Genomic DNA, 16,973 nt, shown 5'->3' on the forward strand with positions numbered 1-16,973 from the left:
ATGCATATTAAGATTTTGTTAAAAATTAACTTGCAAATTACAAGTAAATCATTTATAAGTAATACAGGGGGGATGAAAAATGGATAACCCGAGAGAATTGCTGCAAGTCCTTGCAAGGCAGTTTGGTTTGTTGAACAAGAACTGTTGTCAAATCAGCGGTCTGGATATATCGCTCATTCACAGCCATATCCTTTACGAGATTGGGCGCCAGAACATGCCTTCCATGCATAAGGTCGCAGAGACGCTTTGCGTGGATATTACGACCTTTAGTCGGCAAATTCAATCATTAATAAAGAATAAGCTTGTAAAAAAAACAGCTTCTCCTGAAGATGGCAGAGTGTATCTGCTGTCACTGACGACGGAAGGGAAGTTTGTAGCAGGTTCAATTGAAAAAATGATGAACGATTACTTAGACGAGGTTTTTTCGTTTATGAATGAGTTCGAGAAGGAGACTGTCCTCCGTTCGCTGCAGCTGCTGATTACAAGCATGCAAAAGTCAAAAATGTGCTGTACACCTATGGGGTAATGAGATTACTCCATATTTTTTAAATAATTACTTGCAAAATGCAAATAATTTCATTTGCGAATGGAGATATTATGAGCGAATTATACGACGATTACTCGGGAGAGACATTCATTTTTGGATAAAGATTATAGGGTATGATAAATTTCCTTTTTGGCGCTTCGGTAAGACTGTAGGAAGTCCCAGCCATTGATATCGGCGGCTTCAAAAACAAGCTGCAAAATGGCCAGCTTAAACAGAAACCCATGTTTATAAAAATGGATGCCGAAGGGGTCATTTGGCCGGATGGAATAAAAGAGAGCATCGACAGCATTATTTTTGCCACTGGCTTTAAACCCATTATTCCGTATCTTTATGGCGTTGAAGGTGCAGTGGATGATCGAGGTTATGCGGTTCAGAAGGGAGGTGTGAGCAGCACGGTGCCTGGTTTATATTATCTAGGCTTATCCGGTCAACGGTCATTTATTTCAGCAACAATCCGTGGTGTAGGTTCTGATGCTAAATATGTGGTGAAGCATCTAAAACGGTCAACAAGAAGAAGTTCATAATAGCAGCGAGCCTTCAGTTTAAATAACGAATGAATGAAAAAAATCGAGGAGGAATTACGATGGAAAATCAATTGCCTGTAGCTATTATTGGTGGAGGTCCAGTTGCTTTGGCAGCAGCTGCGCAGTTAGCAAAAAGAGAAATCCCATTTGTATTATTGGAACAGGGAGCTTCGGTTGGGGCGTCGGTATTGGAATGGAGCCATATCCAAATGTTTTCTCCATGGGAGTTTAACATTGATTCTGCAGCAGCAGAGCTTCTTGCCGAAACAGGATGGACTGCTCCGCCAAAAGAGGAACTGCCAACCGGCAAACAATTATTTGATCAATACTTGTATCCACTCTCAGAACTGAATAAATTAAAGCCATACATTAGGACTGAGGCACGGGTAACAGCCATTCATCGTAAGGGTCTTGATAAAATGAGAACCGCTGGCAGAGAAAAGGCGCCTTTCGAAGTCGTATACCAGAGGCATAACGTTGACCATCGGCTCGAGGCTTCTGCGGTAATTGACGCTACAGGTACATGGAGAACACCAAATCCAATTGGAGCTAGCGGTGATTACGCTGCGAAAGAGACCAACTATAGCTCGCGCATTCATTATGGCATACCCGATATTAAAGGATCTCAAGCTAGTCGATACTCGGGTAAAACGGTGGCCGTCGTAGGGAGCGGACATTCGGCTATCCATGCCGTACTATTGCTGCATGAGCTCAAATTGAAAAATCCTGAAACCACGATCCATTGGGTACTAAGAAAACAATCGCTTGGTGATGCTTTTGGAGGCGGTGAGCTTGATGGACTGCCTGCTAGAGGAAAGCTTGGTTCACGTGCTGCTGCGCTTGTTAAAGAAGGAGCCGTAAACGTCCATACGCCTTTTTATATCGATGGTCTCGAGCAAGAGGAGGAGAGGATAAATCTAATTGGCACGGGCGCAACGATCAAAGGTGTGGACGAGATTATTGCTGCAACGGGAGCAAGACCAAATTTCTCCTTCGTCAGAGAACTTCGATATGCAGCCGATTCATCCATTGAGTGTGTACCGAAGCTGGCAGATCTCATTGATCCTAACATTCATAGCTGCGGTACAGTTCGCCCGCATGGAGAAGCAGAGCTCAGCCAGCCGGAGCAAAATTTTTATATCGTCGGTGCGAAAAGCTACGGACGTGCACCTACGTTTTTACTCGCGACGGGCTACGAGCAGGTGAGAAGCGTTGTTGCAGCTTTAGCAGGCGATTGGGATTCGGCACGGGAAGTGAAGCTCCATCTGCCTGAAACTGGCGTATGCAGCGTGTCACGACCAAAGACTGCATTAAGAGTATCCCAAGCCTCGTGCTGTGGACCTTTGGATGCCAAAAAAGCCAATTAATATGAGCAATTAGTTGCAGCAAAGGGGCTAGCGCTCCTTTGCTGCTCGATTCGCTTAGTTAGACAGCCACCAATAGATGGGAATGAACAGCACTGAGGTAATAATCCCAGCCACACCCATGGCAAAGCCGCTCATGCTGCCTTGTATTTCGGAATCCTTGATGAGCCTCGCTGTGCCGATTCCATGAGAGGACGTGCCAATGGCAACGCCTATCGCAATGCCATTTTTCAGCTTGAGCGAGGTTAACAGCTTCTTCCCGAACATGCTGCCAAAGAGACCAGTAAGCACCGTTAGCACTGCGGTAAGCTCAGGCAAACCTCCTAATTGACGAGATATTTCTATCGCGATGGGGGAGCTGACCGATTTAGGAAGCATGCTTAGCAAAATCTCACGGCTGCCGCCGAGAAGGGCGACAAGAGCGGCGGCACTTGCGATGCTCATAAGAGAGCCAACGGTTATCGCCACTAGGATACTTAGAATATGTTTTTTGATTAAGCTGAAATTTTTATAAATAGGCACGCCGAGAGCTACCGTCGCAGGACCCAGCAGGAGGGTAAGGACGTCACCGCCTGCTTTGTATGCTTCATATGGGATCTGAAAGCTTAGCAGCAGCAGAATAATAAATCCCGAGCACAGAAAAAGCGGGTGCAGCCAGCGCCAGCGTTGATGGATGAGCTGTGCGGCGGCATAGGCGATAACGCTAAGGGCAATGCCAAATAGCGGTTGGTTGAGCCATTCTTGCAGATTCATTCCACACCGCCTTGGGCACCATTCCGGAGCAGCTTAGTCGTAACGTAGCCCGTTGCCAGAAGGGAGGCTACAGCGCTGCCGATGACGCCAATTCCAATCGATAGCCAGTTCGATCCGATCAGTGGGAAAAAGACTATCGTCCCGACCAGGAAAGGAATAAAAAACAGCATCATATGTCCGGTAAGCCAGCTTGCCGCAGTATCCACCCATTCTAGCTTAATTAATTTAGTAAATAAGGCGATGAGAAAAAGAATAAGACCGATAACATTGCCTGGCAAAGGGATATGAAGGCTCAGATGGAGCCAGCTTCCGAGTAAGTTAAAGCCTAGTAAAATAGCGAATCCTAGCATAGTATCTCCTTTATTTAAGCTTGGTTTGCAGGCAGCCGGATACTAATCGTCGTTCCTTCACCTAGCTGACTGTCGATTTCGATGCCGTACTGCTCCCCGAAGTAAAACAGTATCCGGTCATGTACGTTCTTGATTCCAATATGCGCCTCGTCGAGCGTATCAGACGGCTGCGAGAGGCGGTATTGAAGCTGTTTAAGCTTCTCCTCGCTCATGCCGACCCCGTTATCTTTGATCATAATGATCACTTCGCTGCCCGATCTCAAAGTGGATACTTCGAGCTGACCAGGTCCGCTGCGGCGTTCCAATCCATGCACAATGGCGTTCTCGATTAAAGGCTGCAGCGAGAAATGCATGACCTGAATGGCCTTGCTATCCGCAGCCAACCGTTCGATATATTGAATTTTATCGCCGAAGCGCAATTGCTGTATTTTGACATAAAGGCGGATATGCTCCAGCTCCTCCTTCAGCGTTACCGTATCCTTGCCGGTTTGAATATGTATTCGAAACAACCGACCGACGATGCCGACCATCTCGCCAATATCGCGCTGGCCGTTGATGACTGCTTTCATCTGAATGGACTCGAGTACGTTCGCAAGGAAGTGCGGGTTGATTTGGCTCTTTAGAGCGCCAAACTGAGCTACCTTTTGCTGAGCCTTTGCCATAGACGATCGCTCGATATAGTTTTGCAGATCCTCGACCATTTTGCGAATGCCTTGATACAGCACGCCAAACTCATCCTGCCGGTCGCTGCTTAAATCCACATCGAATTTTCCCATGCCGACCATTTTAACCTGTCTGCTTAATAGGATAATCGGTTTTGTCACTCGCTCCGACAAGATGTACATAAACAAAATAGCTGTGCCAAGCGATAGGATCGCCAGCGTTAAAATGATTCTACCGAGAAACGCAGCCTGCTTCGTCATTTCTTTCTCAGCGATATATTGAATCACCTTCCAATTCGAATAATCGGAGGTCACAAAGTTTATATACGACTTGGTATCGGCTACATCGGCATAAAAGCTGCCCGCGTCTTCCTCCAGGAAGGTACGGAGCGTTTTATCCTCTAACGAAATGGATTTGCTGATGTCTGTGTTGGCATCCGAATGATAAGTAACGCCGCCTTTATCATCGATAATAATAAAATTGCGCTTGCTCGTCTCTGAGAGCTGCAATATTTCCCGCAAGGAATCGAGGCGAATGTCGATGAGCATGACGCCCAGCGGCTGTTTGCTGCCGACCTTATTGATTACCCTTGCGATAGAAATAACCGGCGCCTTGGAATTGGTTCGATGAAAGGGGGTATGGCTGCCAAACAGGATGACACCCCCTTTTTTTTGCTGCGTCTGAATATACCAATCCTCTTGGGTAAAGTCTTTGAAATCATAGTCGGCTCGGTTGAAGTCTGCGGAATAAAAGACACGCGAGCCTGCATAAATCTGCACGCTATCGACATTTTTAATCGTCATTTCGATGGAGCTGATGAAATGCTCGATCGTATTTCCGTATTGAATGCTCTGATCGTTCCCGGTAGTATTTCCACTATTTGTCCAATGCTCAAGCGCAATCTGAAGCCGGCTGTCCATCTGGGCATTCAGCGTGCCTTTCTCGATGCTTTGCAAATACTGGTCAATATTAAAGGACAGATTATTGAGAATGAGATTGGAGCTGCTTTGATATTCGTTTTTGACCGCTTGATTTGAAAAGATGTAAATGATTGCGGAAATGACGAGCAGCGGAACGGTAATCGTCAAAACCATAAGCACAAAAATTTGATGATTGACATGCTTCATTCGATATTGATAGGTGGGCCGGCCTAATTTTCTCACAGGGTCACCATCCAGATTGTTTTCTATAGTCGGTAGGTGTCATATTCGTGATGCTTCTAAACGTTTTTACAAAATGCTTATAGCTCTTATATCCGCACATCGTACAAACATCCGTCACCAAATATTCGGGCTTCTTCAAGCATTCCTGCGCATATTGAATGCGGATTTCGGTGACGAATCGCATGTAGTTTTTGTCCAATTTCCGCTTGAACAGCCGGCTCAAATAAGAGGGATTATAGAAGAAGCGGTCGGCGACCATTTGCAGCGTAACCTCTTGATCGATATTTTGCTTAATGAAAGACTCAATGTGCTCAAAGATGATGACATCCTGCTGATGGTTTTCCGTTAACCCTTCCGTATAAACAAGGCCCAAATGCACCATCCACCTGCCCAGCCAGTCGAAAAGCGCATCAAGCGTCGGGAAATCATCGACGAATGTAAGGTTTAACAGCTTTTCACTGTAGACGCCGTCAATGTGAATGCCGTTTTTGTTGGCAAAACGAATAATGACACTGATCAGTTCTTGCAAATAGGCAAGCGTTTTTTCAAATGAAGCATAGGTTGTTTTGCTCAAAATGGATTGAGCCAGCTGCTGCATCAGCAGCCTTGTTTCCAGCTCATTGCCGCTCTCCAAACAAGCGACGATCCGTTTCCTATCATTCTCATCCAACTGGATAAGGGCTGCTTTGGCTGTTTGGGAGGCATTGCTTAGGCGTGAGGCAATGAACAAGCTGTGATCTTCTTCGTAAAAGCGCTGATACAACGCTTTATCGGAATCGTTCAGCAGCTTTTTCATTTGGGATAAATCGGATGTTCGTGTACCTAACGCCATAAACAGCGAAGTTTGATACTCTTTTCCGGCGATTTTCAGCAACGGGTCTAGTTGTTCCTGTGCTTTCTCGTCGATAGGGCCGATGACGTCGCTTGAATCCTTTACAGGCAGTACTATCATTCCAAAGAGCTTCGTTTTATACGTATAGGTGAAAATATGCTGCCTATCATAATCGGGGAAAAGGGACTCAGCCGCTTCTATTAGAAAAGTGTCCGCTTGCTGTTTGCCCCAGCTGCTAGGCTCGGAATGCGCTTTCAGATGTGGAAGCCACGTCACTACAAATGGCTGATATACATACGCGCTGCTCGGAAGCTCGCAAAGCTCCCCGATAATAGACTCATCTACCGCAGTATGCTCTTCCTCAAGCAGAAGCTTTACGAGCTCGCTCCCTTTTAGCTTCCAGCTCTGTTTCATCTCCATCTCTAACATAGACAGGCTTTCCAGCTCATGCCGTTTCTCCTTCAGCTTATCTATGCCATCTTGGATCGTTGCCAGGCTTTCCTCGTATTCCAAAGGCTTAAGCAGGAAAGCATGGACACCGCCTGCGCGGATCGCTCTCTGTGCATATTCAAAATCATTAAAACCTGTCAAAATAATAAATAGCGTGTCTGGTAGCGTCACGCGTATTTGCTCTATCATTTGAAGGCCGTCCATCTCAGGCATGCGAATATCGGTAATGACCAAATCAGGCATCTCTTGAAGCGCAAGAGCAAGTCCATCCTTTCCGTTCTCCGCTTCAATAATGGTATGTACCTCAATCTCTTCCCAGGAAAAATAATGTTTTAGACCCAATCGTATAATGGGTTCATCCTCTACAATCATTAGTTTAAACATGATATTCCCTCCTGAAGGTTATGCTCATAGTGGATATCTTCGAAGTATGTAATGAATTATAACATGCTTATAGAATGATAGAAGGAACAGGTCAGAATACGACCATGAATGTAAAGAGTAAGGGATTCTTCTAAATTTACAAATGTTTTATGATTAGCGCAAGGGATAAGGCATTCTCATTTTATTCCAAAACATAATGGGGGGTATTTGAATGACGGTCATGAAAAAAGGACTTATGACGATTGTAGGTGTCGCTTTGCTAGGCATGCAGCTAACGGCATGCGGGAACTCAAACACGAATACGAATAACGCTCCAACAAACAAAGCCAGTGATACACCCGCTGCAACCGAAACGGCAGCCAAGCCCGTTGAAATTACATGGTGGAACTTTCCGACCTTCCAGGCGCTGGATGGGGAAGTCGGCAAATACGAGAAAGAAATTATTGCTGCATTCAATGAGAAAAACCCGGAGATTAAAGTTAATTTAGAGATGATCACCTTTGAGGGGGGCCCCGAGAAGCTGAATGTTGCGATCGCCTCCAATACAGCGCCAGACGTTATCTATGATGCACCTGGACGTATTATCGATTGGGGCAAGAAGGATTTGCTGGCTCCCCTGAATGATATGGTGACCGATGAAGTGAAGAACGATATTTCACCGGCCTTCTGGAAGCAATCGAGCGTAGGCGATCAAATTTATATGTATCCCATTAATACGGCGCCGTTCATGATGGCAGTCAATAAAACGATTTTTGAGAAAATCGGTGCGCTTGATCTGCTTCCGCTGAACAAAGAGGACAGAACGTGGACATTTGATGAATATAAGAAAGCGCTTCAAGCTGTTAAAGAGAAAGCGCCTGAGGTTATTCCAACTGGGTTTTTCGCAAAAAGCCAAGCTGGTGACCAAGGCACTCGTGCCTATATTGCTAACCTAGGCGTATCCAGATTTTTGAATGAAGACAATTCCGCAGTTGCCATTAATACCGATAATGCCGCAAAGGCGCTGGATTGGATCGTTCAAGCTACGAATGATAAGTTAAGCGTCACTGGCGCAGCCTCGCTTGCTGCAGCCGATGTAAACGACTTGTTCCTGCAAGGAAAGCTGGCATTTACGCTTAACTATTCCGCTGTTCTAAAAGCGCAAAACGTATCTAAAAAAATGGTCGAGTTTGAAGATGTTTTGCTTCCGTTCCCGACATTAGATGGTTCGGAGCCGAAGCTTGAGCCGTATCTCGGCGGAATGGCCGTGTTCAACAATGGCGATGAGAATAAGATTGCAGCTTCGAAAAAATTGATCGATTTCATTGCTAACGACGAGGTATACGGCAAGAAAAACCTGATTCAAACTGGCGGATTATCCGTTCGTAATTCCATAACTGGCCTCTATAACGACCCAGAGTATACCTACGCAGAATATGCGCGTAAATTTACGACTGATGCACCAACCATCGCAGATGGCTATGCTGACATCCGTACGTTCTGGTTCCCTGAATTGCAGCGTGCATTGATTGGCGGAGCAACAGGCAAAGAAGCTTTGGACAGCTTTGCCAAAAGTGCAAACGAAGCGATTGCTAAAGCAAAAGCAGCAGCTAAATAAAGAACATGGCGTCCATGGGGGAGTAGAGTGCGCGAGTGCTCTACTCTTTTCAAAACATCGATGATTGGGGAGAGGGAAATGGAGGCAACCGTTCGCAAAACGAAGGGTTACGTGCTGCGCGATTGGCTGATGAGTTACCTGTTTTTACTGCCGGCGTTTGGATTTTTTCTGCTCTTTGTAGCGTATCCAATGGTTAAGGGGGTATATATCAGCTTTTTTGATTACTCATTGAGAGATTTTAATTTTATTTGGTTCGATAACTATATTTCGCTGATTCATAATGACACCTTTCTGAAGTCAATGCGAAACACGCTTTTGCTTGTTGTCATTACCGTACCGATTGTTATCGTGTTCTCTATTTTTGTTGCGGTCAATATTTATAAGAAAAAAGAGTTTGCGAGATCCTTCTTTAGAGGCGTGTTCTACTTGCCAGCTGTATCGTCCGTCGTCAGTATTACGGTCGTATGGGGCTGGATCTATCATCCGAACTACGGCATTCTCAATTATTTGACTAGCTTGTTCGGCGCAGAGCCGATCTCTTGGCTTGGAGACACTAGGACTGCACTGCTCGCGATTATCGCTGTTTTAATTACGACCTCCGTTGGCCAGCCGATTATTTTGTACGTCGCGTCGCTTGGCAACATTCCGACCTCCTACATTGAAGCGGCGGAGCTTGACCGTGCAACGCCATGGCAGATATTCCGGAAAATTGTTTGGCCGATGCTGATGCCTACAAATTTGTATATTATCGTCATCACCACGATTAATACTTTCCAGTGCTTTGCTTTGATTCAATTGCTTACTTCGGGTGGTCCCGTCTATAGTACATCAACCGTCATGTACGGCGTATATGAGCAAGCATTCGTATTAGGGCATTTCGGCAATGCATCCGCGATGGGCGTTTTACTCGCAATCGTCATTGGCATTATTTCCATTATTCAATTCAAATACTTTGGCAGCGATGTTGAGTACTAAGGGGGGGACATCATGAGTTCGAGTTCATACCATTCATTAGAGATGAAAGCAACGATGGTGCAGCCAAAGAAAAAAAGCGCTTGGAAAAAAGAATTTGCCGTTTCGAAAGTGCTGGCAGGCATCCTTTTAATAGCAGCAACTCTATTTTTTATCTTTCCCTTCTATTGGGTAGTTTCCGGCTCATTTAAGCTACAGACCGTAGCAACGACCATTCCGCCAGAATGGTTTCCGCTTAAGCCGACGATGCAAAACTGGACGGAATTGTTTAAAAATCCGGTGGAGCGCTGGATGTTCAACAGCTTCATTATTGCATTGCTGGAGATGACTGCGATCTGTATCGTATCATCCCTTGCCGGATATGTACTGGCTAAAAAATCATTCCCTGGCCGCATAGTTATTTTTACGATGTTTGTTGCAGCAATGGCGCTGCCTAAACAGGTAATTCTTGTGCCGCTCTTTACGATGTTAGCGGATTTTGGGTGGGTCAATACGTATAAAGGGCTTATTTTACCGGCAATTGGCTGGCCATTCGGCGTGTTTCTAATGAAGCAATTTGCACAGACCATTCCAGGCGAGCTGATCGAGGCAGCGAAGATAGACGGCTGCTCGGAAATGCGCTTGTTTACAACGATCATATTGCCTTTGCTTAAACCGGCTTTAGGCGCGCTTGCTATTTTTACCTTCATTACTTCATGGAATGATTATTTCAGCCAGCTCATTATGACAAGGTCAACCTCGATGATGACGCTGCCGCTAGGTGTAGCAACGCTTAGAGGCGAGTTTACGACAAATTACGGGCTGCTGATGGCTGGCGCGGCGCTTGCGTCTATTCCCATGATCGCCATTTTCCTATTATTCCAAAAGGCATTTACGCAAGGCATTACGATGGGCGCAGTTAAAGGCTGAAAAAAGCGGGGATCGTATATCCCTAAATCTATCTTTCTAAAAACGGAGGCTATTTTACGATGAAACACGATGATTTGGAACGTTATAAAGGCATTACAATCGCGATGTACTCCAGCTATAATGAGCAGGGCGAAATCAATAAGGAAGCGGCTCGGAAGCTGGCTCGCCACTACGCTTCAACTGGCGTTAGCGGACTTTATGTCGGGGGGAGCTCAGGCGAGGGCATGCTGCAGTCCGTTGAAGAACGCAAGCAAATGCTGGAGGCGGTCATCGCAGAAGTAGGCGATGAGCTTACGATTATCGCACATGTCGGTTCGCCGTCAACCAGAGACAGCGTAGAGCTTGCGAGGCATGCAGAGCAAGCAGGCGCTCATGCCGTGTCAGCTGTTCCGGCTATTTATTACCGCTTATCTCCGCAAAGCGTCGAAGCGCATTGGCAAGCGATTATTGACAGCACCTCGCTTCCCTTTATAATTTATCATATTCCACAAACGACCGGCTTTCAGTTATCGAAGAGCCTGCTCGTCAAGATGGCAGCGCAGGGCAAGGTCATTGGCGTAAAAATTTCGGCGGAGAGCACGTTTGAGCTTCAGCAATTCAAGGCTGCCGGCGGCAATAATTTTCTTGTCCTAAATGGGCCTGACGAGCAATATCTAGCTGGACGAAGCATCGGTGCGGACGGGGGAATTGGCGGCACGTATGGCGTTATGCCAGAGCTGTTCTTGAAGATTGAGCAATGCTATGTGCAAGGAAAGATGGCCGAAGCGCAGAAATGGCAGTTCATCGTGAACGAGCTTATTGTGGATTTGCTGTCCTTTCCGTCTTTGTATGGGGCATGCAAGGCGATCTTGAAGCTGCGCGGATTTGAGACGGGCGAGCCTAGAATGCCGCTTCTGCCTGTTGCAGCCTCCGATATGGACCGCATTGAAAAATTGAATGACCGAATCTTGAATTATATTGCGCAAGCAAAGGGCTAAGTAAAAGGATAGATTTTCTCGGAAGGGAATCAGCCAATATGACTCGATTGAATGACATTTTCCCTATGAAAGGGCTAATCGTTTCCTGTCAGGCGCTCGAGCACGAGCCGCTTCACGGCGGCGATGCGATGGCAAAAATGGCAAGGGCAGCAGTGAGCGCCGGTGCCATTGGGATTCGAACGAACGGTGTTCCGGATATCGTTGCGATTAAGCAGGAAGTGGATGTGCCGGTAATCGGGCTTATTAAGCGGGATATTCCGGGCTCGGCTATCTTCATAACTCCGACGCTGGAAGAAGTAAAGGCAATCGTAAATGCCAAAGCGGATATCGTAGCTCTCGATGTTACGAATCGAGAAGGACGTTTGGAAACCGTAAAAACATGGATAGATTATGCGCATGAACAAGGTGCTGCGGTAATGGCGGACATTTCTACCCTTGAGGAAGGGCTTGCAGCGGAGGAGCTGGGTGCTGATTTCATCGGCACGACCCTTTCGGGCTATACGCCATACAGTACGCAGCAGGAAGCGCCGGATTTTGAATTGCTGGAGCAGCTATGCAAAGCGGTTAACGTTCCAATCGTTGCAGAAGGACGGATATGGACGCCGGAGGATGCGGCGAAAGCGATGAATATTGGAGCAGCATATGTCGTAGTGGGCAGTGCCATTACAAGGCCGCAGCTGATTACGGCGCGTTATGTCAGCGCATTGCGTACAAGGTAGGATCAAGGGGGAGAGCGGATGGATATGCAATGGTTCGATCCCCAAACGGAATACGCAATAGGCGTGGATATTGGGGGCACAAAAATAAACGCCGGTGTCGTAAAGGCGGATGGGAGTGTTCTGCATACCTTAAGCCTCAGCACGATGGCTGGGCAAGCCAAGACGGTTGATCGCGTGAAGCAAGCTGTTCATGATTTGATGGCAGAGGTGAAGGTGATCCAGCCGGCAATCCGGTTCAAAGGCATTGGCATTGGGAGCGCAGGACAAATCGATTGGGCAAATGGCAGCATAAGATCGGCATCCGAGCTTATCCCTCATTATGCAGGAACAGCGCTGCAAAGCATCATTCAGCAGCAGTTTCTTTTGCCGACTATCGTGGATAACGACGTGAATGTGCTTGCGCTTACGGAGAAGTACCTTGGAGCAGCGCAAGGGGTTGACCATTTTCTATGTCTTGCTCTCGGAACCGGCGTGGGCGGAGCCATCGTCGTTGACGGTCGCCTTGTTCATGGCTTATGGGGTGGAGGCGGCGAGCTCGGACATCTGTCTGTAGATTTAAATGGCCGGCCCTGCTTGTGCGGGGGGAAGGGCTGCTTGGAGCAATATGCATCTGGTACGAGCATTGCCCGCCGCATGTCAGAGAAGCTTTCAATAGACGGGGATGCGAGTGATAATGTGGATTCACGAGAAGTGATTGCAAGGTGGCTGGCTGGTGAACCGCTAGCCGCCCAGCTGATGGAGGAAACGATGGCGGCGCTTGGCTCCGCTATTGCTTCCCTCATTCATATATTCAATCCAAAATTGATCGTTATTGGCGGTGGCGTTGCCGAAGCAGGCGAGCCGTTATTTGCTGGGATAAGGAAGGAAGTCAGTCTCCGGTCGATGCCATCGATGGCGGAGGGCGTTCGAATTGAAGCAGCCTATCGCGGCAATTTATGCGGAATGATAGGTGCGGCTTTGCAGGCGTGGGAATACGCATAATAAATGCGCTATTTAATAAAGCGGGTAGTCAGTTCATTGACTATCCGCTTTTTTTTATTATAAATTATTCATTTTGAATATTATTTTACGAAAATACGATTAAATATCTGTTATAATATTCGAAAAGCGAACTTTTAGAAGTGGAGGTTTTTTTATATGAAATTTAATAACGTAATGTACAAGCTTAAAGGCCTCTACAAATTCGGTAAAACAGCTCCAAAGCTGCGCGGAAAAGTGTTCGTGAATCGAATGGGTGACATTCAGGTTGGCAGAAACCTTTCGATTGTGGGACATCCGTGGGCTGTTCAAATTACGAGCACCAAGGGCGCGAACCTAACGATTGGAGATCATGTCTACATTAATGCAGGCGTCGGAATCGCAGCTAATAAACAAATCATCATTGGCGATCATGTAAAAATAGGTCCAAGAACGAGTATTTTTGATAGCAATTACCACCGTATGGATAGTGCTGATAAAGGTGAGCTTAGCAAAAAAATTACGATAGGCAACAACGTGTGGATTGGGGCTGACTGCACCATTCTTCCTGGCGTTTCGATCGGAGATAATTCGGTTATAGCAGCGAAGAGCACCGTCAACAAAGATGTTCCCGGCAACGTGCTGGCAGGAGGAAGTCCCGCAAAGGTTATTCGTGAGCTGGAAATCGAGGAGGGCTGGGTCCGGGATTAATAGGCCATTACATAAAGGCGAGCCTTCCTCCCGGATAAGGGAAGAGGGCTCGCCTGTTTTTTGTGAGGATTATTCCGGATCAGAACCTTTTTCATTAACGAGCGTTACTTCTTTTTGGAAAATCATATGATCATTCTTGCCAAAAAAATTCATGAGAAACGCACCAATGACTGCAGTGCCGCTTGCCTCTTCAATCGGAATCGATATGGTTCCATTCGGATTTACGATTACTTGCTCGCTGCCGGATATTTGCTTCCAAATAATAAATGGCATTGACGGAAGGTCGAACCCGAAAGCTTGAAGCGAGTAATGATGATTTCTTCCATTGTCTGTAATCTTCACCGTTTCCACCGCTTCAGCACGGATATAGGCAGCGATCAGGACGTATAATGCCGGCTCGTCCTTCTTCAGCTTCTCCTGAAAATTCAGAACGGTAGACCACACATTCGCGGGCGTGATGCCAAGGTTAGCTAAAGCTGCGCTTAGCGCGTAAGTTTCCCTCTGATTCAATACTTCAACAAGCGCCTCGTTAAACACCTCATTCATGGCATAATGGTTGATTAGCAGTGCAGACAGATCCTCTGGGTTTTTATCAGCTAGAATAGCTTTAATTGTACCTTCAATCCCTTTGACTTCGCCGCCATCGCCGAAGAGAAAAAGGAGTAAGTCCAGGGTAGTTACATTCGAACCTTCTCCCGCAGCTGCAAGCGTGCTGAGCAGCTCACGATATTCCTCGTTTGCTGCAATGGCTTCGAGCTCGGACAGCTGCGGATCGTATCGGATGGAGCTGTATGCCTTCAACATTTCGAACAAGCTGCTCTTAAGTTTTGCTTCGTCAGAAGAAGCGGGCAGCTTCGCTTTTATCTTGTTCCATAAAGGAGCGATTAGCTTCGGATCGTTCGCATCGTTTAGACCGGCGATCTCCTCTTGCAGATTTCGAATAGCCTCAATCTCATCCGCATCACCAGCAGCTATCGCCTCATGCAGCTTCTGTAGCCGGTCGAGCAGAGCCTGCGGAATGGAGCTTCCGGTATCTGCTGCCGTTAACGTCACTTCTTTCTGGAAAATGATTTTCTCCGATCCGTCGATCGGGTTCAGCGCTTTAGCCTGAATAACAGCGGACCCTTCCATTTTAGGCTTGGAAAGCTTAACCGAGCCCTCGGGTGATACGGTCACAGCGTCGCTTCCGGAAGCTTTGGACCAAACGAGTAGGGAATTCGGCACCTCTTTGCCTAGCGTAGATAACGAATAGTCATGCTGGCGACCGTCTTGGCTTACCGAAACCTGTTCTACCGAATGCGTTCGCAGGTAGGCGAGCAGCATGGCGCTTACTGCGGTTTGGTCATGCTCAAGCTTGCTCTGGAATTGGTTAACGACTGCCATAATATCGTCCGCAGTAACGCCAAGCTTCTGGAATGCAGGACTGAATCTATAGTAGCGATCGTCCGTTTGGCTTAAGACGGTGTTAAGCGCCGAGTACAGCTGCGCGTCTCGCTTTTCTTGATCGAACAAAAGCGAGATCAGCTCCTGCGGACTTTGATCGGCAAGCAGCTCCGTCATTGTACCTTGTACACCTTTTCTCGCAGCACCGTCGCCATGCAGGAAAATCATGAGATCTTCCGCATAAAGGTTGGTTTGGACTGTTGAGAGGTAGTTAAATAGTGCTCCATCGTATTCCGCATTCGTAAAGAAAGCTTCCAGATCAATGGAATCGTCATAATAAGATAACTGGCCAGCTTCCTTCAACATTTGAAAAAGTGCCAGCTTGTTTCTTTGTTTGTCGACGCTAGCTGGCAGAAACCGTTCAATTTTATTCCATATCGGGTCAATCAAGGTTTGATCAGCATTAACGTCCAGCGCCTTTAACTCTTCATAAAAGGCTTGCACCTCTTGGGCGTCCGCCGGAGCTGCCGTACTTAGCGACTCATGCAGCCTATTGATTTTCTCGAAAAAGGGTTCCTTTGGAAACTCGGAAATAGGATGAGCGTGACGAATCTCTTTCACCAAGATAACCTTCTCCGGTCCACCGAAAGGATGGAGCAGCTTAACTTGAACAACGGCCGTAGCACTTCTAGCATTGTTCAGCAGGGTGGCAAGTCCGATGTATGTCGATTTAAAGGAGGTTACATAAAGATCTGGACTCTCTGATATTTTCGACATTTCAATCGGAAGCAGGTCGTCATAATGAGTAATGTAGGCACCAAATATATTTAAAGTGTAACGATACGTTGGAGGATCATCGGGAAAATGAGAAGTGGACCAATGTATCACCGTATCCGAGCGCATATAGGCGATGGCTATTGCAGCAAACGATGCATCATCCTTCTGGAGCCTCGTTTCGAAATTATGCTGCATATCGATTACATCCTGCGCCTTCACGCCAAGATTGCGCAGCACTCTGCTAACCTGATACTTATCCGCTAGTCCTAGCACTTTTGTCATTTCTTGAGAGAGAAAATCTTTCGATTTCTGCATGTCATTGATCAGCTCTGCCAGCTCATATGGCGATTTGTTACGCAGCGTTTCGCGGAAAGTACCCTCGAACCCTGGGCGGATGCCGCCGTCGCCAAGCAAGAGTATAAGAAAATCCTCTAACGTCAGACTAGGCAGGCCAGCTGCAGCCGAAATGGTCTGAAGCGCTGCTCGGAATTCCGAATCATTGCGAATTTGTTCCAAATCGCTCTCCACGGGATCTAATAGGTAGAGGCGAATCGCTTTCACGAATCGGAAAAGGTTCGTCTTCAGCTTCACTTGATCAACGTAAGCCGGAAGCTTGAGCTTGATCTTGTTCCATACCGGATCAATGAGCGATTGATCTGCCGTCTCATCCAGCGCAGCAAGCTCCACACGTAAATCCTTCACAGCCTGAACATCGACAGCATCGCCTTTTGTTAAGGCGTTATGAATACTGAATAGCTTCTGTAAATTTGCTTTTGGAGCTGCTTCGGCTGCGCTTGCCCTATGAACGAATCCCAGCGTATCGTTCATAATGGTTTTGCCGCTGAATGTCAGACCGCTGAAGATGGAAGCAGACATGGTAAACGTGAGTGCGGCTGCGACAATTTTTTTTCTAAAGTGCAACTAAATCACCTCTTTTAGCA

15 protein-coding genes are annotated in these 16,973 nt (G+C 46.8%); 10 read left to right on the top strand and 5 right to left on the bottom strand.

Annotated features, from left to right (window positions below):
• Nucleotides 1–79: 79 nt before the first annotated feature.
• From HI950_RS13170 to HI950_RS13180, 3 genes are all read left to right on the top strand, one after another.
• Nucleotides 80–526, top strand: a complete 447-nt coding sequence (locus tag HI950_RS13170) for a MarR family winged helix-turn-helix transcriptional regulator (protein WP_169082307.1) — start codon at nt 80–82, stop codon at nt 524–526.
• A gap of 242 nt (nt 527–768) precedes the next feature.
• Entirely contained in the window at nt 769–1,071 is a 303-nt protein-coding gene (locus HI950_RS13175) for an NAD(P)/FAD-dependent oxidoreductase (RefSeq protein WP_169082306.1), read from the top strand.
• 59 nt (nt 1,072–1,130) lie between these two features.
• Nucleotides 1,131–2,438 (top strand): NAD(P)-binding domain-containing protein, encoded by a 1,308-nt coding sequence (locus tag HI950_RS13180; protein WP_169082305.1) that lies wholly within the window; start codon nt 1,131–1,133, stop codon nt 2,436–2,438.
• Between the two features lie 54 nt (nt 2,439–2,492).
• Here HI950_RS13180 and HI950_RS13185 read toward each other — a convergent pair whose 3' ends face one another.
• Genes HI950_RS13185 through HI950_RS13200 form a run of 4 tightly spaced genes read right to left on the bottom strand, consistent with a single transcriptional unit; the run spans nt 2,493 to nt 7,030 of the window.
• On the bottom strand, nt 2,493–3,188 hold the full coding sequence (locus HI950_RS13185; protein ID WP_169082304.1) for an LrgB family protein: 696 nt from the start codon (nt 3,186–3,188) through the stop codon (nt 2,493–2,495).
• Nucleotides 3,185–3,538 carry a CidA/LrgA family protein gene (locus HI950_RS13190; protein WP_169082303.1) on the bottom strand — a complete coding sequence of 118 codons (354 nt, stop codon included), beginning with the start codon at nt 3,536–3,538 and terminating at the stop codon, nt 3,185–3,187. Before HI950_RS13190 ends, HI950_RS13185 begins: the two co-directional genes overlap by 4 nt.
• A gap of 14 nt (nt 3,539–3,552) precedes the next feature.
• Nucleotides 3,553–5,364 (bottom strand): cache domain-containing sensor histidine kinase, encoded by a 1,812-nt coding sequence (locus HI950_RS13195; protein WP_169082302.1) that lies wholly within the window; start codon nt 5,362–5,364, stop codon nt 3,553–3,555.
• A gap of 4 nt (nt 5,365–5,368) precedes the next feature.
• Complete coding sequence (locus HI950_RS13200) at nt 5,369–7,030, bottom strand: response regulator transcription factor (RefSeq protein ID WP_169082301.1); 1,662 nt, start codon at nt 7,028–7,030, stop codon at nt 5,369–5,371.
• A gap of 211 nt (nt 7,031–7,241) precedes the next feature.
• Here HI950_RS13200 and HI950_RS13205 point away from each other — a divergent pair, with 211 nt between their 5' ends.
• The 7 genes from HI950_RS13205 to HI950_RS13235 all read left to right on the top strand — a co-directional run bounded on the left by HI950_RS13205 (nt 7,242) and on the right by HI950_RS13235 (nt 13,872).
• On the top strand, nt 7,242–8,627 hold the full coding sequence (locus HI950_RS13205) for an ABC transporter substrate-binding protein (RefSeq protein WP_223285254.1): 1,386 nt from the start codon (nt 7,242–7,244) through the stop codon (nt 8,625–8,627).
• 78 nt (nt 8,628–8,705) lie between these two features.
• Nucleotides 8,706–9,602, top strand: a complete 897-nt coding sequence (locus HI950_RS13210) for a carbohydrate ABC transporter permease (protein ID WP_169082300.1) — start codon at nt 8,706–8,708, stop codon at nt 9,600–9,602.
• 12 nt (nt 9,603–9,614) lie between these two features.
• Entirely contained in the window at nt 9,615–10,508 is an 894-nt protein-coding gene (locus HI950_RS13215) for a carbohydrate ABC transporter permease (protein ID WP_223285255.1), read from the top strand.
• A gap of 59 nt (nt 10,509–10,567) precedes the next feature.
• A complete protein-coding gene (locus HI950_RS13220; protein ID WP_169082299.1) occupies nt 10,568–11,485 on the top strand; it encodes a dihydrodipicolinate synthase family protein in 918 nt (305 codons plus the stop codon).
• 38 nt (nt 11,486–11,523) lie between these two features.
• Nucleotides 11,524–12,204 (top strand): N-acetylmannosamine-6-phosphate 2-epimerase, encoded by a 681-nt coding sequence (locus tag HI950_RS13225; protein WP_169082298.1) that lies wholly within the window; start codon nt 11,524–11,526, stop codon nt 12,202–12,204.
• 18 nt (nt 12,205–12,222) lie between these two features.
• Complete coding sequence (locus tag HI950_RS13230) at nt 12,223–13,185, top strand: ROK family protein (protein WP_169082297.1); 963 nt, start codon at nt 12,223–12,225, stop codon at nt 13,183–13,185.
• 156 nt (nt 13,186–13,341) lie between these two features.
• Entirely contained in the window at nt 13,342–13,872 is a 531-nt protein-coding gene (locus HI950_RS13235; RefSeq protein ID WP_169082296.1) for an acyltransferase, read from the top strand.
• A 69-nt stretch (nt 13,873–13,941) separates the two neighbouring features.
• Here HI950_RS13235 and HI950_RS13240 read toward each other — a convergent pair whose 3' ends face one another.
• On the bottom strand, nt 13,942–16,953 hold the full coding sequence (locus tag HI950_RS13240) for a hypothetical protein (RefSeq protein WP_169082295.1): 3,012 nt from the start codon (nt 16,951–16,953) through the stop codon (nt 13,942–13,944).
• Nucleotides 16,954–16,973 lie beyond the last annotated feature (20 nt).

Origin of the sequence: Paenibacillus sp. PL91, from assembly GCF_012935325.2 — a bacterium.
Classification (GTDB): Bacteria; Bacillota; Bacilli; order Paenibacillales; family Paenibacillaceae; genus Pristimantibacillus.